Consider the following 22,098-nt stretch of genomic DNA (forward strand, 5'->3'; position numbering starts at 1 on the left):
AATGGAAGGCCTTCCCATCCTGTCACTGATGATGCTCGTGCCGCTTGCGGGCGCGCTGGCGTGCCTGTTCGTGGGCGCGAACCTTGCGCGCTGGGTCGCACTCGGGGCGACGCTTGCCACCTTCGGCCTGGGTATCATCCTGTGGTCGAGCTACCAGATCGGCGGGCCGCAATGGCAGTTCACCGAACGCGCCGATCTGTTTGCGGGCTTCAGCTACGCGCTGGGGATCGACGGAATTTCGCTGCTGCTGATCATGCTCAGCGTGTTCCTGATGCCGATCTGCATTCTTGCCAGCTGGGACGCGATCAAGAAGCGCGTCGGCGAATACATGGCGGCTTTCCTGTTCATGGAAGTGCTGATGATCGGCACCTTCGCGGCGCAGGATCTGTTCCTGTTCTATGTCTTCTTCGAAGCTGGCCTGATCCCGATGTATCTGATCATCGGCGTGTGGGGCGGGGACAACCGCATCTACGCCAGCTACAAGTTCTTCCTGTATACATTGCTCGGGTCGGTGCTGATGCTGATCGCGATGTTCTGGATGGTGGCCGAAGCGGGCACGTCCGACATTCCGACGCTGATGCAGTACGATTTCCCGGCAGAGGCGCAGACATGGCTATGGCTTGCCTTCTTCGCGAGTTTCGCGGTCAAGGTGCCGATGTGGCCGCTGCACACCTGGCTGCCCGACGCGCACGTTCAGGCGCCCACCGCGGGTTCGGTGATCCTTGCAGGCGTGCTGCTGAAGCTGGGCGGCTATGGCTTCATCCGTTTCAGCCTGCCGATGTTCCCCGAAGCTTCCGCCGATTTCGCGTGGCTGGTGTTCATCCTGTCGATGATCGCGGTGGTCTATACCTCGCTGGTCGCGCTGGTGCAGGCCGACATGAAGAAGCTGATCGCCTATTCCTCGGTCGCGCACATGGCGATTGTCACCGTCGGCCTGTTTGCCTTCAACGTGCAGGGGCTGGAGGGCGCAGTGATCATCATGCTCTCCCACGGCCTCGTTTCGGGCGCGCTGTTCCTGTGTGTTGGCGTGATCTATGATCGGCTGCACACCCGCGAGATCGCCCGTTATGGCGGGCTGGCGATCAACATGCCCTATTACGCGCTGTTCTTCCTGCTGTTCACGATGGCCAGCATCGGCCTGCCGGGCACCAGCGGGTTTGTCGGCGAGTTTCTGGCGCTGGCAGGCATTTACCAGACCTCCAGCCTTGTTGCTCTGGTGGCGACCACCGGCATCATCCTCGGCGCGGCCTACATGCTCTATCTCTATCGCCGCGTGGCGTTCGGCGGGCAGGTCAACGAAGATGCGGCCGCAATGCGCGACATTTCGGCGCGCGAGTGGGTGATGATGGCGCCGATTGCCGCAGCGGTGCTGTGGATGGGGGTTTACCCCGAAAGCTTCCTTGCGCCGATGCGTGCAGACATCGCGGTGCTCGATGCCCGCCTTGCCGCCACTGCTCCCGCTTCTGATGCCAGCCTCGCGCCCGGCGCTCCGCGTGAGGAAGCCGCCAATGCGCTCCACCACGATAATGCCGCCGGGGAGGGCGCACACTGATGGACTTCGCGCCTTCCTTCGCGCTGATCGCGCCTGAATTGCTGCTGATAGCAGCGGGCCTCGTGCTGCTGCTCGTCGCGGCTTGGGCAGGGGACAAAGCCGCGCGCCTCGTCACCATTCTTGCCGCTGCGGCGCTATTCGGTGCAGGCGTCATGCTGGTGCCGGGCCTCCATTTCGGGACCGACGGCCCGGCCACGCTGGCGTTCGGTGGGCTGATGAAGGTCGATAGCTTTGCCTTGTTCGCCAAGGCGCTGATCTATCTTTCCGCCATCGGCGCGCTCATGGTGGCGCCCGCGTTCTTCAACAGCGCCGCTGCCGGAACCGAGCGGGTGATGCGCGCCGAATATCCGGTGCTGGTGCTGTTCGCGACCGTCGGCATGAGCATCATGGTTTCGGCCAATGATTTCATGAGCCTCTATCTCGGGCTCGAACTCAACAGCCTGTCGGCCTATGTGCTTGCCGCGATCCTGCGGCGCGATACGCGCTCGGGCGAGGCGGGGCTGAAATATTTCGTTCTGGGCGCTCTGGCCTCGGGCATTCTGCTTTACGGCATGAGCCTGCTTTACGGCTTTACCGGCGGCACAGGCTTCCTTGCCGTGCGAGCGGGCCTGACCGGCGAATTGGGCACCGGCGCATTGTTCGGGTTGATCTTCGTGCTGGCGGGCCTTGCGTTCAAGATTTCCGCCGTGCCGTTCCACATGTGGACGCCCGACGTTTATGAAGGCGCGCCGACGCCGGTGACGGCCTTCTTCGCCACCGCGCCCAAGGTCGCCGCCGTCGCGCTGACCGCCCGTGTGGTGTTCGAGGTGTTCGGCGGGCAGGTCGACGCGTGGCAACAGATCGTGATGTTCACCGCGCTCGCTTCGATCATCTTCGGCGCGTTGGGCGCGATCGGTCAGGAAAACCTCAAGCGGCTGCTGGCTTATTCCTCGATCAACAATATCGGTTTCATCCTCCTCGGCCTTGCGGTCGCCAATCAGGACGGGGCGAGCGCGATGCTGGTCTATCTGTTCATCTATGTCGCGATGAGCCTCGGCAGCTTCGTCGCGCTGCTGATGCTGCGCGGCGAGGATGGCGCGCTGTTCGAAACCTTTGCGGACATTCGCGGACTTTCGGTCACGCAACCTGCGATTGCCTGGGCGCTGCTGTTCTTCATGTTCAGCCTTGCGGGCATTCCGCCGCTGCTCGGCTTCTACAGCAAGTTCGTGGTGTTTCAGGCCACCATCGAAGCTGGGCTGGTCGCATTCGGCGCAATCGCCATCGCTGCGAGCGTGATCGGGGCGTTCTATTACATCAAGTTCGTCAAGGTGATGTTCTTCGATGAACCGGCCGGCGTTGTTACGGGGAAGAGCCCGGCGGGGCACTGGGCGCTGCTGGGGCTGACCGCGCTGATCGTATCGCCGCTGGGCTATCTGCTCACTCCGTCTCTGACCGATCTGGCCGACAAGGCCGCCGCGTCGCTGTTCCTTACGGTTTGACGACACTTTCGCCTATCCATCTGGTCGAGGAGACCGGCTCGACCAATGCCGATTGCGCCGCCGCGATCCGGAATGGCGGAGGCTGGCCGCATGGACAGTGGCTGGTCGCACGCCGCCAGACCGCCGGCCGCGGACGGCAGGGGCGCGAATGGTTCGACGGTGCGGGCAATTTCATGGGATCGACTGTGGTGGTTCCCCATGAAGGCGATCCGCCGCTCGCTTCGCTCAGTTTCGTTGCTGCGTTGGCGGTGCGCGATGCTGCGGCCCGGGTGCTGGACGAAGGCGCGGAACTTGCGCTCAAATGGCCGAACGACGTGCTGCTGGATGGCGGCAAGCTGTCGGGTATCCTGCTTGAAATGGTGCGCGGGCAGATCGTCGTCGGCATCGGAGTGAACTTGGCGCGCGCGCCGCAATTGCCGGATCGCAAGACTGCGGCGCTGGCCGATCTTGTCCCCCCGCCGCCGGTCGAAGATTTCGCCGCCAGCCTCGCCGCCACCTTCGCCCACCGCCTTTCCAACTGGCGCAACGGCGGCCTTGGCGCGACACTCCGCGCCTTTCTTGCTGGATCGATCCATGCGCAGGGCGCGCCGCTGACCGTCCACGATACCGACGGTTCGGTGCTCTCCGGCAGCTTCGCCGGTCTGGACGAAAGCGACGGCGCGCTGCGGCTGCGCTTGGCGGATGGCAGGGAACGTGTCATTCGCGCCGGGGACATTTCGTGAATACAGGAGTCCGTCCAATGCTGCTCGCCGCCGATGTCGGGAACACCAATGTCGTCTTCGCGCTGTTCGAACCGGGCGTTGACGGTGCTTACACCATCCGTGCGCGCTGGCGCATCGCCACCGACCCGCGCCGCACCGGCGACGAATACGCGGTCTGGCTGCTGCAATTGCTCAAGATCGAAGAGGTCGAGCGCGATCAGATCACCCAGATCATCGTCGCCTCGGTGGTGCCGCGCGCGGATCACAACCTGACCGTCTTGTGCCAAAAGTATTTTGGCATCACGCCGATGTTTGCAGGGCAGGGCAAGGCTGCGTGGCGCTTTGCCATCGACGTCGATCAGCCCAGTTCATTGGGGGCCGACCGCGCGCTCAACATTCTTGCCGCGCACCATAAATACGGCGGCGATCTGATCGTGGTCGATTTCGGTACCGCGACCAAGTTCGAAGCGGTCGATTTCACCGGCGCCTACAAGGGCGGATCGATTGCGCCGGGGATCAACCTGTCGCTCGATGCGTTGGTGGGCAAAACGGCAAAGCTACCCCGCATCGCCATCCGTGCGCCCAGCACCCGCAGCGTCATAGGCCGCAACACCGAAGACCAGATGCTGATCGGCGTGTTCTGGGGCTATGTCGCGATGATGGAAGGGATGGTCGAACGGATGAAGTCCGAAATCGGCCGTCCGGCAAAGGTTGTAGCCACCGGCGGGCTCGCCATATTGTTCGATGACGCGACCGAAATTTTCGATCACGTCGATGCCGACCTGACATTGGACGGCCTCGCCATTCTTGCGCGGCAGGCCGAAACCGCCTGAATTTCCCCGCGCTCCTCCTGACAGAACCGGAAATACCTTGAAGAAAGATTTTACGCCCGAAGACGAATTGCTGTTCCTGGCGCTCGGAGGATCGGGCGAGATTGGCATGAACGTCAATCTCTATGGCTGTCAGGGCAAATGGCTGATGGTCGATCTGGGGATGACTTTCTCCGGGACCGAGTATCCCGGCGTCGACTTGGTCTTCGCGGACCTCGATTTCATCGAGGAGCGGGTGGAGGATCTGCTCGGCATCGTGCTGACCCACGCTCACGAGGATCACATCGGCGCAGTCCCCTATTTCGCGGGCGAACTGGGCGTGCCGCTTTACGCGACGCCGTTCACCGCCGATCTGGTGTCGCGCAAGCTTGAAGAAGCTGGGCTGCTCGGCAAGGTCGAACTCAATATTATCGAGGATGATCACGGCGAAATCGACATCGGCCCGTTCACGATCACCTACCTGCCGCTGGCGCACTCGATCGCAGAAGGCAACGCGCTGCTGATCGACACTCCGCACGGCCGGATTTTCCACACCGGCGACTGGAAGCTCGACGAAGAACCGATCATCGGCGAACCGACGACCGAGGCGGAATTGCGCGAAATCGGCGACGAAGGCGTGCTGGCGCTGGTGTGCGATTCGACCAACGTGTTCAATCCCGAACCTTCCGGTTCCGAAGGCGCGGTGCACCGCGCGCTGATGGAAGAAGTCGCTCGCCACAAGGGCAAGCGCGTGGTCGTGACCACCTTCGCCAGCAATGTCGCGCGCCTGCACACGCTGGGCGAGGTCGCGCGCGAAACCGGGCGGCAGATCTGCGTCGCGGGCCGCTCGCTCGACCGGATTATCGAGGTCGCGCAGGATAATGGCTATCTCGAAGACTTCCCGGCCCCGGTCAATTTCGACACCGCGATGGGCCTACCGCGCGGTGAGGTGCTGATTATCGCCACCGGCGGGCAGGGCGAACCCCGCGCCGCGCTGGGCCGGATGGCGGACAGCAACCATCCGATTGAATTGGTCGCAGGCGATGTGGTGCTGTTCTCCTCGCGCCAGATCCCCGGCAACGAAATTCCCATCGGCAAGATCCAGAACCAGCTCGCCGCACGCGGGATCCAGATGGTGACCGACCGGCAGGCGTTCATCCACGTTTCGGGGCATCCCGGGCGGCCCGAACTCGAAGCGCTCTACGAATGGCTGAGGCCCGAAGTGCTGGTGCCCGTCCACGGCGAAATCCGCCACATGGCCGAACAGGCGCGGGTCGGCAAAGCTGCGGGAATTCCGTCACAGGTGGTGCAGAAGAACGGCGACCTCGTCCGCCTTGCGCCGGGCAAGCCGGGTAAGCTCGCCGAAGTGCGCGCCGGTCGGCTCGTGCTCGATGGTGACATCATCTCGCCTGCCAATGGCGATGCGATGGTGATGCGCCGCCGGATTGCGCAGGACGGCGTGCTGGTGGTGGTGCTGGCGCGCGGGCAAGCGCCGCTGGTGGAGGCGATCGGCCTGCCGCTGGACGAAGACTTGCCCGATTTCCTCGCCGAGGCTGGCCGCGACGTGCTGACCGCGATCAACCGCCTCAAGGGCAAGGATGCCCGCGATCCGGCGGTGATCCACGAAGCCGCGCGGCTTGCCGCACGACGCGCGGCGCAGCGCTGGTCGGGCAAGAAGCCGCAGGTGCGCGTGGTCATGCCCGGAGCGCCGGTCTGATGCAGATCACCTCGATCGCGGCGATCTACTTTCTGTTCTGGGTGATGTGCGCCTTCATGATGCTGCCCTTCGGCGTGCGCACCGCCGCTGACGTGGGCGAGGGCATGGTGCCGGGGCAGGCGGAAAGCGCGCCGGTGAACTTCCGGCCGGGCAGGCTAGCACTGCGCGCGGCCATCATCGCGGCTGTCCTGACCGGACTATTCGTCGCCAATTACGAATATGGCTGGGTCACGATTGCCGACATCGACATCCTGCCCAAACCGCCGGTGAATTTGGCGGACTAATTCCGGAACCGCTGGATAGACTGCGCCAGCACGACATACAGCTTGCCCATATCCGACCCCAGCATCGTCACGCTCAGCACATGGCCGTCGCGGGTCGACAGCGTCGAACGCAGCATCGCCTCGAAATCGTGGATGTAGCGGCTGACATTGGCCTTGAACGTATCGTCCTGACTGTAGAGTTCGGCAATATCGCGGGCCGAGCCATTGTCGATGAGCCGCACGGCGCGGCGGGTGAAGATGCCGCGATCCCCCTTGAGATAGGCGTCCCAAGCCGTGTCGGCGACCTCGGTCGATAGCGCCCCGGCGATGTCGATCGAGGCCGAGTTGAGGCTGTCGGTGATCAGCGCCATACGCCGGGCAAAGTCGTTGTTGACCTGCTCCTCGGCCAGTTCGCGTGCGCGGCTGATCCGCTGTTCGAGGTTGCCGGTCAGCTCGTTCACCCGCACCAGTTGGTCGCGCAGCTGGATCACCGCCTCGCGCCCGACGCCCGAGGCGTGGGCGGCGGCCTGTTCCAACTTGCCGATGGTCGCTGCACTCTCGTTGCGCAAAGCCCGCTCCAGCGCCTGCACCGCTTCGGCCCCGATGTTCTGCGCCAGAACGGTGGCCTTTTCGCGGGCGCCTTCATCAAGCGTGGCAAAGGTCTGCGCGATTGCCCCTTCCAGCGTTGCGAGTGCCTCGCGCAGGCGCTCCTGCGTGTCTCCGGCCAGCGTGCCGCTTTCCTCCGCCAACCGCGCGAACCCGCCACGCAGCCCTTGCAGCCGCGCGAGCGCTTCGTCCGATTGTTCGGCCAGCCGCGTCCTGAAGCCGTCGATGGCGGTGTCCGCTGCGTCGATTTCGCCGCGGGTCTTGATGAGGTAATCGGACAGGTCGCTGCTCTGCTGGCTGGTGCGCAGCATCAACTGGCTGACCTCGCCCGCGCGCCCCTCGACCGCGGCAAGGTTCTGGCCCGCATTGGTGATTGCCTGCTGCAGGTCTTCGCGGCTCGTGCGCGCGCCTGACTGGATGATCTCGAGCAGCCGCACACCGCTTTCGGTCAGTTCGGCCAGCTGCGCCTCGGTCTGTGCAAGAGCGATGCGTTTGGCCGCCAGCTTTTCGCCAAGAACATCGAACCCGCTGGCAAGACTGGTGCGAGCGGCATTGCCCTCCTGCGTCACGTCGCTGAGCAAAGCGCCGAACTGGTCCAGTTGCGCGGCGATTGCCTGTCCGTGCGCCACCAGCTGTTCGGTATCTGCAACCTGCGCCTCGCGCCGCTGGGCTAGGGCATCGTCGAGTGCGGCGAGCCGCTGCGCCAGCAATTCACTGGCCTGTGCCTCGCGGGTTTCGAATTCGGCCTGACGTTTCTCAAGCTGTTCGTGCAACAACCGCGCACGCTCGGCGAAATGGTCGTCATAGCTGGCGGATTCGCCGCGCAGTTGGGCGATGCGCTGTTCGGCATCGCTGCTCGTGGTGCGGTCGAGCTCATCCACCAGCTTGAGCTTTTCCACCAGACCCTGCTGAAGCTGCGCAAACATCGCTGCGATGCTGGCATTGGCCTGCTCCTCGGCCGCTTGCAATCGCTGCGACAGAGCATCGACTTCGCTGGCGAAGGCTCCGCTGCGCTGGCGCAGGTCGTCGAGCGCTTTTGCTTCGGTCCCGTCGAGCTGGGTGCGGTAGGTTTCGGCGTCCTCCTGCAAGGCAGCGAAGCGCCGCGAGAGGGTCGCTTCGATCCGGCCCATCTGGGCGTCGAACCCGGTGAGCGTTTCTCCCACCCGCGCGCTGAGATCGGCCACCTGCGCTTCGCTTGTGGTCCCGAATTCGCCGAGCCGCGCGAAGCCGGATACCAGCCGGTCGAGCTGATCCTGCGCCTTGTTGCCTGCGCCGCCGATCTGGTTGGCGACATCGCGCGCCGCGTTGGCGATCACCGGCAGATCGTCGCGCAGCCGGTTCATGTTGCCGAGCGCGGTTTCGCTGGCGGTGCCGATCGCATCCACCTGCGCGCCGTTCGTGGTGATGAGCTGCTGCAATTCGGCCGCGTGGGTCGAAATACGCTCAGCCGAAATCCGGCCCAGCGACTCCAGATCGCGCGATTGCGCGGCGAGGAATTCGCGGGCGAGGCTGAGTTCGCGGTTGACGATCTTGAGCCGCTGTTCGAGCTCTGCACTTTCTTGGCTGAGCAATGCGGCGCTGGCAGCAAAGCGGCTTGCCTCGGCACGCGATGATCGCATCGCCAGCAGCCAGACGACCCCGATCAGCGCCGTTGGCACCGACCAAGCCACAATCCATCCGGCCCAAGCGGCAGGCGTTGCCCCGTCGATCACTTCGCCGCTGATGGTCCAGCCGAAAAATGCGGTCCACCCGGCAATTGCCAGCAAGGCAAGGGCAGCAGGCAGCCAACCGAAACGCGAAACGGCGGGCACGTCCGGCTCACTCTCGACCCACGCCTCCTCCAGCAGCATCTCGCCGCTGTCAGGCGCAGCATCATTGATGCCGCTTTCCTGCGATGAAGCCGTGCCGGTCGCGTCGTCCGCGCCGCCTTTGCGCCCCAAAGCGCGCATCTGGTGCCGTTCTGCCATGCTCGCGTCATACCACAGCCGCAAACGGGATAAACCCTGCTTTAACCAAATGCGTGTTAGCCCCCTGCCATGGCCTATGACAACGGAGCTCTGGATGCGACGCTTGCGGCAGCTGCAGGCGATAACGCCGCGCTGATGCACGAGCTGCGCGGTGCATTCCTGGAGAGCGCCGCGCGCCAGCTCGATCTGCTCAAGCGCGCGCGCTGCGACGGCAATTGGAACGTCGCGGCGATGCGGCTCAAGGGTCTGGCGGCGAGTTTCCACGCCGATGAATTGCTGTCAGCCGCCGATCATGCGCTCAATGCCGCGCCCGGTGAGCCGCTCGCGATCCGTGAAATCGAGGCAGTGCTGGCACGTTTCAACCGGTCGGCCCGGCGCTGATCCGTCAGCCCGCCCGCGATTTCGGGCAAATTTAGGCAGGCGCCGCTTGAACCGCTGATGCGGAACCGCCAATCGGGGGGTATTGATCCCTCGGCGAAAGGCGGCAGGATGCGCACGGCCCTGATTGCGGCCCTCAGACACAGTTCGAACGGCCCCCTGCAAGCTGCCCCCTTGCGCGCGACATTGCCGCTCGCCGGGCGCAGCGTGCTGGCGCGGCAGGTCGATCTGTTGCGGGCGCAGGGGTGCGAACGTATCCTGTGCCTGTGCGACCGGGTTGATGGCGAAGTCCTGCGGGTGCAGGCCGCTGTCGAGGCATCGGGCGGGACGTTTCAGGCTTTGCGCGGCTTTCTTCACCTGCCGGCAATGGTGCGGGCGGATGATGAATTGGTGATCCTGGCCGATGGTCTGGTGCCCGATCCGGCGATGGTGCGCGATCTGTTTGCAACCGGCCCGCAGCCCCCGCGTTTTGTCGCTTGTCTGCCCGCCGAAAGCGCGATGGTGAGCCGTCATCCCGACGATTTCGAGCGGATCGATGCGACGCGCCATTGGGCCGGTTTGCTGGCGATGCGCGGCGCGCCGGTGCAGCGTCTTGCCGATTTTCTCCCCGATGCCGATGCAATATCCGTCCTGCTCCGGCTTGCGCTGCAGGATGGGACGCCGTGCCGCGAACTTCCGAATGAAAATCCCGGTCCGGAAAGCTGGTTGCTGGCGACCGACGCGGATGCGCTGGCGCAGCAGGAGCATGCGTTGATCTTCCGCGCTGCAGGCGCTGTCGACTGGCTCAGGCCTTCGCTGGCGGCAGCGCGAATGGCCGCGCGCGCTCTCGGCCCGCGCGCGCTTGGCCGAGGGCCGCTGATTGCGCTGTTGACGGCGGCGGCGCTGCTGCTGGGCGGGGTTGGGGCCAGCGCGCTGGGGGTTCCATCGATCGGGCTTGCTCTTGCCGCTGGCGGCGTGTTCGGGGCGGCGCTGGCGGGTGCGCTAGCCGCGATGCAGCGGCAGTTGATGGGCGAGGGGTCATCGCCGAACGCCTGGGCGCGGCTCGGTTGGGGCGTGGACATCTTCGCGGCGATTGCCCTGTTGCTGTCGCTGTCACCCGTCCCCTGGGGAGAGCCGCTGGCGGCTCTGGGGCCGGTCACCATCGGGCTGGCGCGTCTCGTGCTCCGGAAGTCCTGCTTCGCGCCTGTCGCTGTTCTGGCAGACCGCGCCGTGCTGCTCGCCGCGCTCGCACTCGCCGCCGCATTCGACCTGCTCCCGCTCGCAACCGCGTTGGCTGCGCTGCTGTTGCTGGGTGAAATGCTGCTGCGCCGCGACCGGATTTGAACTAACGCGTATTTAACTATGCGCCGTTTATGGCGGCAGGATGGGCGAAGAAGCAATGGCACTCGCGACCGCCAGTCCGGTCGAGAAGAATCTGCGAGAGAACCTCGCGCGTGAAAACCGCGCGCTGGGCGCGGTTGTGCCGGTGCTGCGCCATCTGCTGGCAAGCGAAGGGCAAAGGCTCGTGAGCGATGCGATCCTTGCGCGGGTGCGGGGGATGCTGTCCGATCTTGCCGCGCAGCTGCTGGCGGTGGCGGATGGACGCGATCCGGCGCTGCGCAGCTTCAACCAGAGCGATACCGATACGCGCGATACGCTGGCTGAAAGCCTCGCCGCGGATCAGGTCTTGCTGACTCTGTGCCATGCGCTGGCGGTGGAAAGCCATCTGGCCGAACGGCTTCATCATCAGCGCGGGATCGACCCGGTGTTGTGCCCGCTGCTGCAGGAATTGATCGCTTCCGATGAGCCGGTGATTGCCGAACTGGCGATGAACATGCTCGCCGCGCAGTCGCGCTTCATCCAGAGCCAGCGCCGCATGGAATTGCCGCTGACCGAACTGCCGCCCGAATTGTTTCATGCCATTCTGTCGGATCATGCGCACCAGCACGGCAGCCCCGCGCCGGACAGCGCCTTGGCTCGGCTGTCGCAGAATTACGATGAAGCGGCATCCCGGCTCGGCCTGCTTGCCCGGCTCGTTTCGGCAATGCGGCGCGGCGCGGTGGCGGCGCTGGCGCTCGATCATGCCGGTCTTGCGCTGTTCGCGAGCGCGCTGGCCACGCTGTCCCGGCAGCCGCGTGCCCATGCGGTGCTGGCGTGTCACGAACAACAGGGCGCGCGTCTGGCGCTGGGGCTGCGGGCGGCGGGGCTCGGGGTTGAGGCGATCGAGCGGCAGTTTCTGCTGGTCGATCCGGCAGCCCGTATGCCGCGCGACCTTGCGGATATATCCCCTGAACGGGCGCGTCTGCTGCTTGACGCGGCCGCGGGCTGAAATGAACAGTATGGAACGCCGCGACAGCCTGCTGGGTGCCCACGGTCTGACCGACGCGCGCGACTGGCTGATCAACGCAGACGAGCCGCTGGCCGAGCTGCAGGCGCGGTGCGGGGGGCGGGTGCCCGGTCCGCTGGCGATCCCGGAATTGCGGGAACTGGTTCGCCAGACCCGTGAGATGGGCCTGAGGCTCGCCAGAGCCTTCGCAGCTTTCGATGGGGAAGCGCTGGTCACCGGCTTTGCCCGGATCCACCCCGCCAGCGAAGCCGCCGGTGGTGGCTGCGAAGTGCTGGTGGAGAACTGGCAGCGGAGCGTGCAATCCGTGCCGGAGGGCCGCGAATTTGCCGAGCGGCTCGACGCGATCGATCGTGCCACCGCCGAGGTCAGCGCCCGGCTCGACGCGCGTCAGCGGGTGCAGGTGTTGAGCGCGCTGGCACCCGATGCGCTGGAATTGCAGGCCGCCTGCATGGCCGCGCCGGGCCGCGTGTGGAGCGAGCTGGTCGAATTGAAGGGCATTGCACATCAACAACCCCTGCACTGGCGGCTGCTCGATGGAACAGCCTGCCGGTTTGCCGGTTCGCAGCGCCGCTGGCGGGCGCGGCTGATGCCGTTGGGGCCGGACCTGCAAACGCCTTCGGGCTTCGAACTGTTGCTGATTGCCGAAGAGCCGCTGTCCGCCATGCCGATTGCAAAAGACAGCGGCGAAAGCGGCGAGACCACGCCGACCCGCCTGATCGGCAGTGCGCTCGCGCCCGTTCTGCGCCAGCCGGTGTCGCGGATCATCGCCAATGCCGAAACCATCCGCGCGCGGCTCGCCGGGCCGCTGCGCGAGGAATACAGCGAATATGCCGGCACGATCGCCAGCGCGGGCCAGCACCTTGCAGCGATGCTCGATGATCTGGCCGATCTCGAAGTGGTGGAGACGCCCGGCTTCGTGACGGTGCGCGAGCGGGTCGACCTCGCCGATGCGGCGGTCAGGGCGGCGGGTATCCTCGGGGTACGCGCGCGCAACAGCGACATTCGCCTCGATGTGTCGGGCGATCGCGGTGCGGCGGTCGCGACGGCGGAGTTTCGCCGGGTGCTGCAAATTCTCATCAACCTGATCGGCAATGCGATCGCCTATTCGCCGGGCGGCAGCACTGTCACGATCACGGCCCGCGCGGCGGATGCCTCCAGCAAGAAGGGGGGCAGGGTGGTCGTTACCGTCGCTGATGAAGGGCCGGGGGTCACGACCGAGCAGGCGAAACGCATTTTCGAGAAGTTCGAACGCCTCGGCCGCGACAGCAATGGCGGCAAGGACAAGGGATCGGGCCTTGGCCTTTACATCTCGCATTGTCTGGCAGAGGCGATGGACGGCAGCCTGACGGTCGGCCGCGCGGAAGGCGGCGGGGCGCTGTTCACGCTGGAATTGCCGGGGGCGTAAACCGGCATATTGGCCAGGCGCCTCGAATTCTTGCGACCTAATCCGGCGTTCGGCCAACCCTGCTTGCGCCCCACAAGGCAAAGGCCCCGGTCGTTGCCGTTAGTGCGCCGTAGAACGCCCATTCGCGCTGGGCGAACATGATACTGCCCGCAGGCCAATTCAGCAGTCCCAAACCCTGAAAGGCCCAAATGGCGCCGAATGCGATCAGCAATCCGCCGAACGCTTTCAGCACCATCGGAAGCATTGCTGGCGCGCCTTAGCGACGATCCAGCGGGATGTAGTCGCGCTGCGTCGGGCCGGTGTAAAGCTGGCGCGGACGGCCGATCTTCTGACCGGGATCGGAAATCATCTCGTTCCACTGCGCCACCCAGCCCACGGTGCGCGCCAGCGCAAACAGCGCGGTGAACATCGTGGTAGGGAAGCCGATCGCCGAAAGGATGATGCCCGAATAGAAATCGACGTTCGGGAACAGCTTCTTCTCGATAAAATAGGGATCGTTGAGCGCCAGTTCTTCCAGCCGCAGTGCCGTCTCGAACAGCGGATCATCAACCTTCAGCGCATCGAAAACTTCGCGCACGGTCTTCTGCATGACGGTCGCGCGCGGATCGTAGTTCTTGTACACGCGGTGGCCGAAGCCCATCAGGCGGAACGGATCGTTCTTGTCCTTGGCGCGCTCGATGTAATGCGGAATGCGGTCCGGGGTGCCGATTTCCTTGAGCATGTTGAGTGCGGCTTCGTTGGCACCGCCATGCGCCGGGCCCCAAAGGCAGGCGATGCCCGCAGCGATACAGGCGAACGGGTTCGCGCCCGACGACCCGGCAAGCCGCACGGTCGAGGTCGAAGCGTTCTGTTCGTGATCGGCATGGAGGATGAAAATCCGGTCCATCGCCTTTTCGACCGCCGGGATCACCTCGTATTCCTCTGCCGGAACGCCGAAGGTCATCTTCAGAAAGTTGCCCGTGTAAGACAGCTTGTTGTCGGGATAGATGAAAGGCTGACCGATCGAATATTTGAACGCCATCGCCGCGATCGTCGGCATTTTGGCGATCAGCCGGTGCGAACTGATCTTCCGGTGCTCGGGATCCGAGATGTCGGTGCTGTCGTGATAGAACGCCGACAGCGCGCCGACCACGCCGCACATGATCGCCATCGGGTGCGCGTCACGGCGGAAACCCCGGTAGAAGGTCATCAGCTGTTCGTGCAGCATGGTGTGGCGGGTGATGGTGTAGTTGAAGTCGTCCATCTCCGCCTTGCTCGGCAGTTCGCCGTTCAGCAGCAGGTAGCTGACTTCCATGAAGCTGGAATCCTCGGCCAGCTGGCCGATCGGATAGCCGCGGTGCAGCAGCACGCCTTCGTCACCGTCGATATAGGTCAGCGCGCTTTCGCAGCTCGCGGTCGAGGTGAAACCGGGGTCGAAAGTGAAAGCACCGGTCTGCGCGTAGAGCTTGCGGATGTCGATGACATCGGGGCCGGTGCTGCCTTCAAGCACGGAATAATCGAAGGTCTTCCCGCCGAGTTCGAGTTTCGCCAGCTTGTCTGCCAAGGTCTGTCTCCTGTCCAAATTCTTTGCCGTTCCCGCGCCTTGCGCCGTCTGCTTTATGCAGCCTGGGCGTCGAGCCGGGCGAGAGCTTCTTCCCGTCCCAGAAGGACCAGAACATCGAAAATACCGGGTGAGGTCGTCGACCCGGTCAGCGCCGCGCGCATCGGCTGCGCCAGCTTGCCAAGGCCCAATCCCAGTTCCTCCGCAAGCGATTTCGTAGTGGCTTCGAGTGCCTCGCTTGTCCAGTCGTTTTCGCCCCCCAAACGCTCGCAAATCTTGCGCAGGTTGCTGCGTGCGTCGGCATCGAGGAGCTGGGCGGCTTTCTCGGTCATTTCCAGCGGCCGCTTGGCGAACAGGAATGCCGATCCTTCAACAACTTCGTTGAGGTTCTTCGCACGCACTTTAATCACCGGCATAGCCGCCGCGAGCAGCCCCGCATCGGCATCTTCGCCCATCCGCTCCGCGACCAGCGTGGCCAGACGTGCATCATCGGCTTCGCGCAGGTAGTGCCCGTTCAGGTTTTCGAGCTTTTTGATGTCGAACCGTGAAGGGCTCTTGCCGACGCCATCGAGATCGAACAGCTCGACCGCCTCCTCTCGGGTGATCTCCTCGCGGTCGCCGTGGCCCCAGCCGAGCCGCAACAGGTAGTTGAACAGCGCCTCGGGCAGGATGCCGAATTCGTCGCGATAGGCCTCCACCCCCAAAGCGCCGTGGCGCTTGGAGAGCTTCGCCCCGTCCGATCCGTGGATCAGCGGGATATGGGCATAGACCGGATCGGGCCAGCCGCCCTCGATCGCGTTCATCGCGCGGATGATCGGCAGCTGGCGGAAAGCGTTGTTCAGGTGATCATCGCCGCGGATCACGTGGGTTACGCCCATGTCATGGTCGTCGACCACCACCGCCAGCATATAGGTCGGCGTGCCATCGGCGCGCAGGATGATGTAGTCGTCGATTTCCTCGTTCCGCACCGTCACCGCGCCCTGCACCCGGTCGTGAATGGTGGTCTCGCCATCATTCGGGGTTTTGAGCCGGACAGTGAAGGGGGTACCTGCGGGCGCTTCGGCGGGATCACGGTCACGCCAGCGCCCGTCATAGCGCAGCGGCTGCTTGTTGGCGCGCTGCTCCGCGCGCATCGCTTCGAGTTCTTCGGACGTTGCGAAGCATTTATAGGCGTGGCCCGCTTCGAGCAATTGTAGCGCGACTTCGGCGTGACGCTCCGCCCGGTCGGACTGGAACAGCGGCGGCGCGTCATAATCCAGGCCGAGCCAGTCGAGCCCTTCGATGATCGCATCGATTGCCTCCTGAGTCGAACGCTTGGCATCGGTATCCTCGATCCGCAGCAGCGTGCGCCCGCCATGGTGGCGCGCATAGAGCCAGTTGAACAACGCCGTGCGCGCGCCGCCGATATGCAGAAAGCCGGTGGGCGAGGGGGCGAAACGAGTCACCACCTGGGTTGCCGGCGAATCCGCGGGGCTGCTGCTTTCGCTTGCCATTGCCTGTCACTTCCTGTTCAGTTTGAGCGGCTTGGCGTGGGCCTTGCCGGTCAGGGGGCGAGCCGATGCGCGATGCGCCGATCATTCCGATGGGGGACGATCCCGGCAGCCAACCTGCCGCTCGCGTCGTATCGGCGCGGCCTTGGCAAAGCGGCGCGGGATTGTCCAGCGCGGCAGCAGCGTCGATCGGCCAACTCGCACGCAGCATTGCCGACTATGCCGAGCGGTTTCTGGCCACTGCCGGGTTCGATCGTGCCCCTTGGTTGGCGGTGCTGTTCATGGGCGGGATCATGACGTGGTTCGCCTTGCCGGGTCAGCTCACCTGGATCCTGGCGATGGCGGCCGGGGGCGGTTTGGTTGCGACGGCGCTGGTACTCTGGCCGGATGCGAACGACGCCTTCGATGGACGGGTGAACCTGCGGAGCGCGGTGACTGCCGGAGGGCTGGCGTTCGCGCTGGGGATCGCGGTGATCTGGGCGCGCTCCGAAATTGTCGGGGCCGAGCCGATCGCGCGGCCGCAGGTCGCTCTGCTTCAGGGCCATGTGCTGGAGCGCGAGGATCAGCCTGCCGAAGACCGGATCCGGCTGACACTGGCGGTCCGCGATGCAGAGAGCCTCGCCGCGTACAAGGTCCGCGTCAACGTGCCGTTGGAAGCGCTGGAAGGCGGAGCCGCCGGTGCTGCACTGGCAGAGGGCGCGGTGGTGCGGCTGCGCGCCCGCCTGATGCCGCCCGCTAGCCCGATGTTGCCGGGTGCCTACAACTTTGCGCGCGCGGCCTGGTTCAAAGGGTTGGCCGCCACCGGCAGCGCGCTTGGCCCGGTGGAGCTTGTCCGTGCAGCGCCGCAAGCGGGCGGGATTGCCGACATCCAGCGGGCGCTTTCCGCTCATGTCCGCGCGCGGGTCGAGGGCTCGGCGGGCAGCATCGCTGCCGCCTTCGCCAGCGGCGACCGCGGCAGCATCGCGCGCGCCGACGAGGAGGCGATGCGCGATTCGGGCCTCACGCACCTGCTGTCGATCAGCGGACTGCATGTCAGCGCTGTGATCGCGGCGGCCTATCTTGCAGTGTTGAAGCTGCTCGCGCTGTGGCCCGCACTGGCCTTGCGCGTGCGTTTGCCTGTGGTGGCGGCAGCGGGCGGGGCGCTTGCCGGCATCGGCTACACCCTCTTGACCGGCGCCGAGGTGCCGACCGTGCGCAGTTGCGTTGCCGCCATGCTGGTGCTGATCGCGCTCGCACTGGGGCGCGACGCGCTATCGGTCCGGATGGTCGCGGTGGCTGCGGGGTTCGTGCTGCTGCTGTGGCCGGAGAGCGCCATCGGACCGAGTTTCCAGATGAGTTTCAGCGCAGTGCTGGCAATCATCGCCCTGTCGACCAGCGCGCCGGTGCGCGCTTTCCTCGCCGCGCGTGAGGAGCCGTGGATGGCTCGGATGGGCAGGCGGGTGGTGATGCTGTTTGTCACCGGCATGGTGATCGAACTTGCGCTGATGCCGGTGGTGCTGTTCCATTTCCACCGTGCGGGGCTTTACGGGGCGCTTGCCAATGTCGTCGCCATTCCGCTCGTGACGTTCATTGCGATGCCGTTGATCGCGCTCGGGCTGCTGTTCGATCTGGTCGGCGCGGGTTGGCCGTTCTGGTGGCTGGTTCAGCATTCGCTCGATCTGCTGCTGGGGATCGCCCACTTTACCGCAAGCCAGCCGGGCGCGGTGAAGCTGATGCCACAGATCAGCGGCTCGGCCATCGCGCTGTTCGCAGGCGGGGGGCTGTGGCTTGCGCTGTGGTCCGGGCGAGCGCGCTTGCTGGCATTGGTTCCGATATCCATCGCGACTGTTCTGACGCTACTCACCCCTGTACCCGATATCCTTATTTCGGGTGACGGGCGGCAAGCGGGCATTACGATCACTGAAGCAAGCGGCGGGCGGCGGTTGCTGTCCCTGCGAGACAGCCGTTCAGATTATGCGCGCGATAACCTGATCGAGCTTGCAGGAGTGAAGGCCGATCCGATTCCGCTTTCCGAATGGCCGGAGGCGCGGTGCTCGGATGCGTTCTGCACCTTGGTGATCGAGCGCGGCGGACGCGAATGGGTGCTGTTGATGGGCCGAAGCCGCGACCGGGTCGAGGAACGAGGGCTGGCAAGCGCCTGCGCGCGCGCCGATATCGTCATCGCTGACCGTTTCTTGCCGCGATCCTGCCGCCCGCGCTGGTTGAAGGCCGACCGGCGGCTGCTTTCAGAGACCGGCGGGCTTTCGATCAACCTCGACAATCGAACGATTTGCCACCGTCGCCGAGCGTGAAGGGCAACATGGCTGGTGGCGCGGGGGCGGGTAAAAACCACCCGCGCGTCAACAGATCTCAGTGATAGCGGCGCAGCAATCCGGCAAGCTTGCCCTGCACCTGAACTTCGTCAGACCGATAGACCTGCGCTTCGTAAGCGGCGTTGGCCGGATCGAGCCGCACCTGTCCGCCATCCTTGCGCAGATATTTGAGCGTTGCTTCCTCGCCGCGCACCAGCGCCACCACGATCTCGCCGTCGCGGGCGGTATCGGTGCGGCGAACCAGCGCATAATCGCCGTCGAAAATGCCGGCCTCGATCATCGAGTCCCCGGATACTTCGAGCGCGTAATGCTCACCCGGGCCGAGCAGCGCGGCGGGAACCGGCAACGTGCTCTGACCTTCAAGCGCTTCGATCGGAGCCCCTGCCGCGATCCGGCCATGCAGCGGCAGTTCGATCACGTCATTGGCCGGCTCGGGCGAAACGGCGCGCGCAGCGGGCGGCGTCATCGTGACCACATTATCTGCGGCGGCACGCGCCGGCGTCGAATTCTCGGGCTGCCGGATCACTTCCAACGCACGTGCGCGATTGGGCAGGCGGCGCAGGAAACCACGTTCCTCCAGAGCAGAAATCAGACGGTGCACGCCCGACTTGCTCTTCAGGTCGAGCGCTTCCTTCATTTCCTCGAAACTCGGCGAGATGCCGGTTTCCTCCAGCCGCTGCTGGATGAAGCGGATCAGTTCGTGCTGCTTGGCGGTCAGCATTGATCAAAACTCCCATACTTGCACCCTGATCCCGCCACAGCGGCGGTAGATGCGGTTCTGCGTGCGTGTGTCACGCGGCACCCACATATCCGAGGTGCAATTTTCCGTTCAGTGATATGGTGAACGAATAAGGAACAATTAGGCAACCGATATTCGCGTGTCAAGCGCGCTGCGCTGGCGAACCGCGCAATTCAGCCATTCCGGAGGTAGATCACCGGAACCGGATCGCCAGCGGCAACTGCCGGACCGCCTGCGGACCGATCGATCAGGCAATCGGCAGCGGCCAGGGCTGCCAGCGCGCTCGAATCCTGCGGGCCAGCGCGGGACACGCTGCCGCCATCGCTGACCGCGCGCAGGAACTCGCGCCGTTTGCCGACAGCGGGCAAGGCTTCGGCGGCGCGCAGCACAACCGATCGCGGCAGCGGGTTCGCATCGCCCAGCGCCGCCCGCACCAGCGGCAAGGCGAACAGGAAGGCGGTGACGAAGCTCGACACCGGATTGCCCGGCAGGCCGAGAATGACTTGCGCGCCGCGCCGCGCCACCAACAGCGGCTTGCCGGGCTTGATCGCGACCTTCCAGAACGTAGTTTCGGCTCCCCAATCGGCCAGCGCCGGCTTGATGAGATCGTGATCGCCCACCGATGCGCCGCCCGATGTGATGAGGATATCCGCCGCCTCCGCCGCAGTCAGCGCGGCGGCGAGTGCGGGCATATCATCGACGATAGGGCCGAGCCGCTGCACCTCGCAGCCGAGCGGTGCGAGCATGGCGGCGATCATCGCGCCGTTGCTGGCGGGGATTTGGTAGGGCGGGCAATTGGCGGGATCGGCCGCAAGTTCATCCCCGCTGTCGAGCACCGCAATCCGCGGGCGGCGCACCGCCGCCACCGCCGAATGCCCGGCGGCGAGCATCAAGGCGATGCGCGCCGGGGTAATGCATGTGCCGCGCGCGAGTAGCAGGTCGCCAGCGGCGAAGTCGAACCCGCGCGGGCGGATGTCGCGTCCGGGCAGCGGCAGTTCATCAGCGCGAACAACGCCATCGGCAACTGCAGCGTCCTCCTGGATCAGCACCCGGTCGGCGCCTTTGGGCAGCACCGCGCCGGTCGAGATGCGGACGCACTGCCCGGCCGTCAGAGTGCCTGCGAACGGTGCGCCAGCGCGGCTTTCGCCGACCAATTGCCACGGCCCTGCGCCGGGAGCGAGTGCATAGCCATCCATTGCCGACAGATTGGCGGCGGGCTGGGTGCGCGCGGCGCGGACATCCTCGGCGAGATAGCGGCCGAGCATCGCTTCGACCGGAACCTGCTCGGGCGGCAGCACCGGCGCGAGCGCCAGAAGCTGCGTCTGCGCCGCTTCCAGATCGAGCAGGTCGCTCAAACCGGCGGCGCTTTCCAGTCGCCCGACTTGCCGCCGGTCTTGGCGATCAACCGAACCTCGCCGATCACCATGCCTTTGTCGATTGCCTTGGCCATGTCGTAGATCGTCAGCAGCGCAATGCTGACCGCGACCATCGCTTCCATCTCGACCCCGGTGCGCCCGGTGAGCGAGGCGGTGGCGGTCGCGCGGATGGCGGCTTCCTCGTAAGTGAATTCGACGCTGACGGCTTCGAGGCCGAGCGGGTGACACAGCGGGATCAGTTCGCCGGTGCGCTTGGCTGCCATGATCCCGGCAATGCGTGCGGCGGACAGCACGTCGCCCTTCGGCGCGTTGCCTGCACGGATCGCGGCAAGCGCTTCTGCCGACATGGTGATCAGCCCCGAAGCGACCGCGCGGCGCTGTGTCTGCGGTTTGCCGCCGACATCGACCATGTGCGCGGCGCCGCTGTCATCCAGGTGGGTGAGTCGGGAGCGGTCTTCGTTCATTCTGGCGCCTGCAGGGCTGTCCGGACCGGCCTGTAGGAGACACATGAGACACTGTCCAAGGAACGAAAACCCGCCGCGTCGCAATCAGGCACATGGCGGGCAGGCGGGGAGGGCATCGGCATGGTCATGGCGTGGTTCTTGCCCGAATTTGCGGATGTAGGACAGTCCGCGCTTTGATCAGGCGTTCCCTTCGAGCAGGGTGCGCGTGGCGGCGGCGATATCTTCGGCCCGCATCAGGCTTTCCCCGACAAGGAAGGTCCGCACGCCCGCCGCTTCGAGCCGGGTGATGTCGGCATGGGTGTTGATCCCGCTTTCCCCGACCAGCAGCGTGCCTTCGGGCGCGAGCGGGGCGAGACGTTCGGTAACCGCAAGCGAGGTGGTGAAGGTTTTGAGATCGCGGTTATTGACCCCGATCAGGCGGGATTTCAGCACCCGCGCGGCGCGTTCCAGCTCGGCTTCGTCGTGCACTTCGACCAGCACGTCCATGCCGAGTTCGGCTGCCGCCACTTCGATTTCGGCCATCAGCGTATCTTCCAGCGCGGCGACGATGATCAGGATCGCGTCCGCGCCGATCGCGCGCGCTTCAAGGCATTGCCACGGATCGACCATGAAGTCCTTGCGCAGCACCGGCAGGGTGCAGGCGGCGCGGGCGGCGACCAGATAATCCTCGTGCCCCTGAAAAAACGGGGCATCGGTCAGGACGGAGAGGCACACAGCGCCGCCTTTCTGATAGGCGGCGGCGTGTTCTGCCGGGCGGAAGTCTGCGCGGATCAGCCCTTTGGACGGGCTGGCCTTCTTGATCTCGGCAATAAGTGCGTAACCGGTCGCGGCGCGGGCGCGCAACGCGGCCTCGAACCCGCGCGGTGCCGTCTGGATGCGCGCCGCAGCGGCCAGTCCAGCCTCACCGATCGCCTGCTTGCGGGCAGAAACGATGGTGCGCTTGGCGGCGCAGATTTCTTCGAGCTTGTTCATGTT

19 protein-coding genes are annotated in these 22,098 nt (G+C 65.2%); 11 read left to right on the forward strand and 8 right to left on the reverse strand.

All coding sequences use genetic code 11. The features are described 5' to 3' along the window. Position 1: 1 nt before the first annotated feature. From Q0L48_RS01520 to Q0L48_RS01545, 6 genes are read left to right on the forward strand one after another with little or no spacing between them, the layout of a single operon-like run. The gene (locus tag Q0L48_RS01520) at positions 2 to 1,552 is read left to right on the forward strand and encodes an NADH-quinone oxidoreductase subunit M (RefSeq protein ID WP_296716416.1); all 1,551 of its coding nucleotides are present in this window, start codon (positions 2 to 4) and stop codon (positions 1,550 to 1,552) included. Further along, a complete protein-coding gene (nuoN, locus tag Q0L48_RS01525; protein WP_296716417.1) occupies positions 1,552 to 3,030 on the forward strand; it encodes an NADH-quinone oxidoreductase subunit NuoN in 1,479 nt (492 codons plus the stop codon). Before Q0L48_RS01520 ends, nuoN begins: the two co-directional genes overlap by 1 nt. Continuing rightward, a complete protein-coding gene (locus Q0L48_RS01530; protein WP_296716419.1) occupies positions 3,027 to 3,752 on the forward strand; it encodes a biotin--[acetyl-CoA-carboxylase] ligase in 726 nt (241 codons plus the stop codon). Before nuoN ends, Q0L48_RS01530 begins: the two co-directional genes overlap by 4 nt. A 17-nt stretch (positions 3,753 to 3,769) precedes the next feature. Next, the gene (locus tag Q0L48_RS01535) at positions 3,770 to 4,564 is read left to right on the forward strand and encodes a type III pantothenate kinase (RefSeq protein WP_296716420.1); all 795 of its coding nucleotides are present in this window, start codon (positions 3,770 to 3,772) and stop codon (positions 4,562 to 4,564) included. A 37-nt stretch (positions 4,565 to 4,601) separates the two neighbouring features. Beyond that, complete coding sequence (locus tag Q0L48_RS01540; protein ID WP_296716422.1) at positions 4,602 to 6,257, forward strand: ribonuclease J; 1,656 nt, start codon at positions 4,602 to 4,604, stop codon at positions 6,255 to 6,257. Beyond that, positions 6,257 to 6,541, forward strand: a complete 285-nt coding sequence (locus Q0L48_RS01545) for a DUF1467 family protein (protein WP_296716424.1) — start codon at positions 6,257 to 6,259, stop codon at positions 6,539 to 6,541. The genes Q0L48_RS01540 and Q0L48_RS01545 overlap by 1 nt, the downstream gene beginning before the upstream one ends. On the opposite strand, the gene Q0L48_RS01550 is transcribed toward Q0L48_RS01545, so the two are convergent. Further along, entirely contained in the window at positions 6,538 to 9,093 is a 2,556-nt protein-coding gene (locus Q0L48_RS01550; RefSeq protein WP_296716426.1) for an ATPase, read from the reverse strand. The two genes, Q0L48_RS01545 and Q0L48_RS01550, sit on opposite strands and share 4 nt — an antisense overlap. Positions 9,094 to 9,162: 69 nt before the next feature. Here Q0L48_RS01550 and Q0L48_RS01555 point away from each other — a divergent pair, with 69 nt between their 5' ends. The 4 genes from Q0L48_RS01555 (at position 9,163) to Q0L48_RS01570 (ending at position 13,202) form a co-directional block, all read left to right on the forward strand. Beyond that, a complete protein-coding gene (locus Q0L48_RS01555; protein ID WP_296716428.1) occupies positions 9,163 to 9,474 on the forward strand; it encodes an Hpt domain-containing protein in 312 nt (103 codons plus the stop codon). Positions 9,475 to 9,582: 108 nt separating this feature from the next. Then, positions 9,583 to 10,794, forward strand: coding sequence for a hypothetical protein (locus tag Q0L48_RS01560; RefSeq protein WP_296716429.1), 1,212 nt, complete (start codon positions 9,583 to 9,585; stop codon positions 10,792 to 10,794). A gap of 40 nt (positions 10,795 to 10,834) precedes the next feature. Then, entirely contained in the window at positions 10,835 to 11,779 is a 945-nt protein-coding gene (locus Q0L48_RS01565) for a hypothetical protein (protein ID WP_296716431.1), read from the forward strand. 10 nt (positions 11,780 to 11,789) lie between these two features. Further along, the gene (locus Q0L48_RS01570; RefSeq protein ID WP_296716433.1) at positions 11,790 to 13,202 is read left to right on the forward strand and encodes a sensor histidine kinase KdpD; all 1,413 of its coding nucleotides are present in this window, start codon (positions 11,790 to 11,792) and stop codon (positions 13,200 to 13,202) included. 37 nt (positions 13,203 to 13,239) lie between these two features. On the opposite strand, the gene Q0L48_RS01575 is transcribed toward Q0L48_RS01570, so the two are convergent. From Q0L48_RS01575 to gltX, 3 genes are read right to left on the reverse strand one after another with little or no spacing between them, the layout of a single operon-like run. Beyond that, complete coding sequence (locus tag Q0L48_RS01575) at positions 13,240 to 13,446, reverse strand: hypothetical protein (RefSeq protein WP_296716434.1); 207 nt, start codon at positions 13,444 to 13,446, stop codon at positions 13,240 to 13,242. Positions 13,447 to 13,458: 12 nt separating this feature from the next. Beyond that, on the reverse strand, positions 13,459 to 14,745 hold the full coding sequence (locus tag Q0L48_RS01580) for a citrate synthase (RefSeq protein ID WP_296716435.1): 1,287 nt from the start codon (positions 14,743 to 14,745) through the stop codon (positions 13,459 to 13,461). A 53-nt stretch (positions 14,746 to 14,798) separates the two neighbouring features. Further along, complete coding sequence (gltX, locus tag Q0L48_RS01585) at positions 14,799 to 16,235, reverse strand: glutamate--tRNA ligase (RefSeq protein WP_296716436.1); 1,437 nt, start codon at positions 16,233 to 16,235, stop codon at positions 14,799 to 14,801. 65 nt (positions 16,236 to 16,300) lie between these two features. Between gltX and Q0L48_RS01590 the strand changes: the two genes are divergently transcribed. Beyond that, a complete protein-coding gene (locus tag Q0L48_RS01590) occupies positions 16,301 to 18,523 on the forward strand; it encodes a ComEC/Rec2 family competence protein (protein WP_296716438.1) in 2,223 nt (740 codons plus the stop codon). Positions 18,524 to 18,581: 58 nt separating this feature from the next. On the opposite strand, the gene lexA is transcribed toward Q0L48_RS01590, so the two are convergent. The 4 genes from lexA to trpC all read right to left on the reverse strand — a co-directional run bounded on the left by lexA (position 18,582) and on the right by trpC (position 22,095). Next, complete coding sequence (gene lexA, locus Q0L48_RS01595; protein ID WP_296716440.1) at positions 18,582 to 19,265, reverse strand: transcriptional repressor LexA; 684 nt, start codon at positions 19,263 to 19,265, stop codon at positions 18,582 to 18,584. Positions 19,266 to 19,456: 191 nt separating this feature from the next. Continuing rightward, on the reverse strand, positions 19,457 to 20,638 hold the full coding sequence (locus tag Q0L48_RS01600; RefSeq protein ID WP_296716441.1) for a molybdopterin molybdotransferase MoeA: 1,182 nt from the start codon (positions 20,636 to 20,638) through the stop codon (positions 19,457 to 19,459). Continuing rightward, positions 20,635 to 21,123, reverse strand: a complete 489-nt coding sequence (gene moaC, locus Q0L48_RS01605; protein ID WP_296716443.1) for a cyclic pyranopterin monophosphate synthase MoaC — start codon at positions 21,121 to 21,123, stop codon at positions 20,635 to 20,637. Before moaC ends, Q0L48_RS01600 begins: the two co-directional genes overlap by 4 nt. A 177-nt stretch (positions 21,124 to 21,300) precedes the next feature. Next, the gene (gene trpC / locus Q0L48_RS01610) at positions 21,301 to 22,095 is read right to left on the reverse strand and encodes an indole-3-glycerol phosphate synthase TrpC (protein ID WP_296716445.1); all 795 of its coding nucleotides are present in this window, start codon (positions 22,093 to 22,095) and stop codon (positions 21,301 to 21,303) included. Between the last annotated feature and the right edge of the window lie 3 nt (positions 22,096 to 22,098).

Origin of the sequence: Erythrobacter sp., from assembly GCF_024305245.1 — a bacterium.
Taxonomy (GTDB): Bacteria; Pseudomonadota; Alphaproteobacteria; order Sphingomonadales; family Sphingomonadaceae; genus Erythrobacter.

What these genes read in the sequence shown, in the direction of transcription:
- Q0L48_RS01590 (WP_296716438.1), top strand. Translation starts at nt 16,301, where the DNA reads ATGCGCGATGCGCCGATCATTCCGATGGGGGACGATCCCGGCAGCCAA.
- moaC (WP_296716443.1), bottom strand. Translation starts at nt 21,123, where the DNA reads ATGAACGAAGACCGCTCCCGACTCACCCACCTGGATGACAGCGGCGCC.
- Q0L48_RS01560 (WP_296716429.1), top strand. Translation starts at nt 9,583, where the DNA reads ATGCGCACGGCCCTGATTGCGGCCCTCAGACACAGTTCGAACGGCCCC.
- gltX (WP_296716436.1), bottom strand. Translation starts at nt 16,235, where the DNA reads ATGGCAAGCGAAAGCAGCAGCCCCGCGGATTCGCCGGCAACCCAGGTG.
- Q0L48_RS01520 (WP_296716416.1), top strand. Translation starts at nt 2, where the DNA reads ATGGAAGGCCTTCCCATCCTGTCACTGATGATGCTCGTGCCGCTTGCG.
- Q0L48_RS01545 (WP_296716424.1), top strand. Translation starts at nt 6,257, where the DNA reads ATGCAGATCACCTCGATCGCGGCGATCTACTTTCTGTTCTGGGTGATG.
- nuoN (WP_296716417.1), top strand. Translation starts at nt 1,552, where the DNA reads ATGGACTTCGCGCCTTCCTTCGCGCTGATCGCGCCTGAATTGCTGCTG.
- trpC (WP_296716445.1), bottom strand. Translation starts at nt 22,095, where the DNA reads ATGAACAAGCTCGAAGAAATCTGCGCCGCCAAGCGCACCATCGTTTCT.
- Q0L48_RS01565 (WP_296716431.1), top strand. Translation starts at nt 10,835, where the DNA reads ATGGGCGAAGAAGCAATGGCACTCGCGACCGCCAGTCCGGTCGAGAAG.
- Q0L48_RS01575 (WP_296716434.1), bottom strand. Translation starts at nt 13,446, where the DNA reads ATGCTTCCGATGGTGCTGAAAGCGTTCGGCGGATTGCTGATCGCATTC.
- lexA (WP_296716440.1), bottom strand. Translation starts at nt 19,265, where the DNA reads ATGCTGACCGCCAAGCAGCACGAACTGATCCGCTTCATCCAGCAGCGG.
- Q0L48_RS01535 (WP_296716420.1), top strand. Translation starts at nt 3,770, where the DNA reads ATGCTGCTCGCCGCCGATGTCGGGAACACCAATGTCGTCTTCGCGCTG.
- Q0L48_RS01555 (WP_296716428.1), top strand. Translation starts at nt 9,163, where the DNA reads ATGGCCTATGACAACGGAGCTCTGGATGCGACGCTTGCGGCAGCTGCA.
- Q0L48_RS01570 (WP_296716433.1), top strand. Translation starts at nt 11,790, where the DNA reads ATGGAACGCCGCGACAGCCTGCTGGGTGCCCACGGTCTGACCGACGCG.
- Q0L48_RS01550 (WP_296716426.1), bottom strand. Translation starts at nt 9,093, where the DNA reads ATGGCAGAACGGCACCAGATGCGCGCTTTGGGGCGCAAAGGCGGCGCG.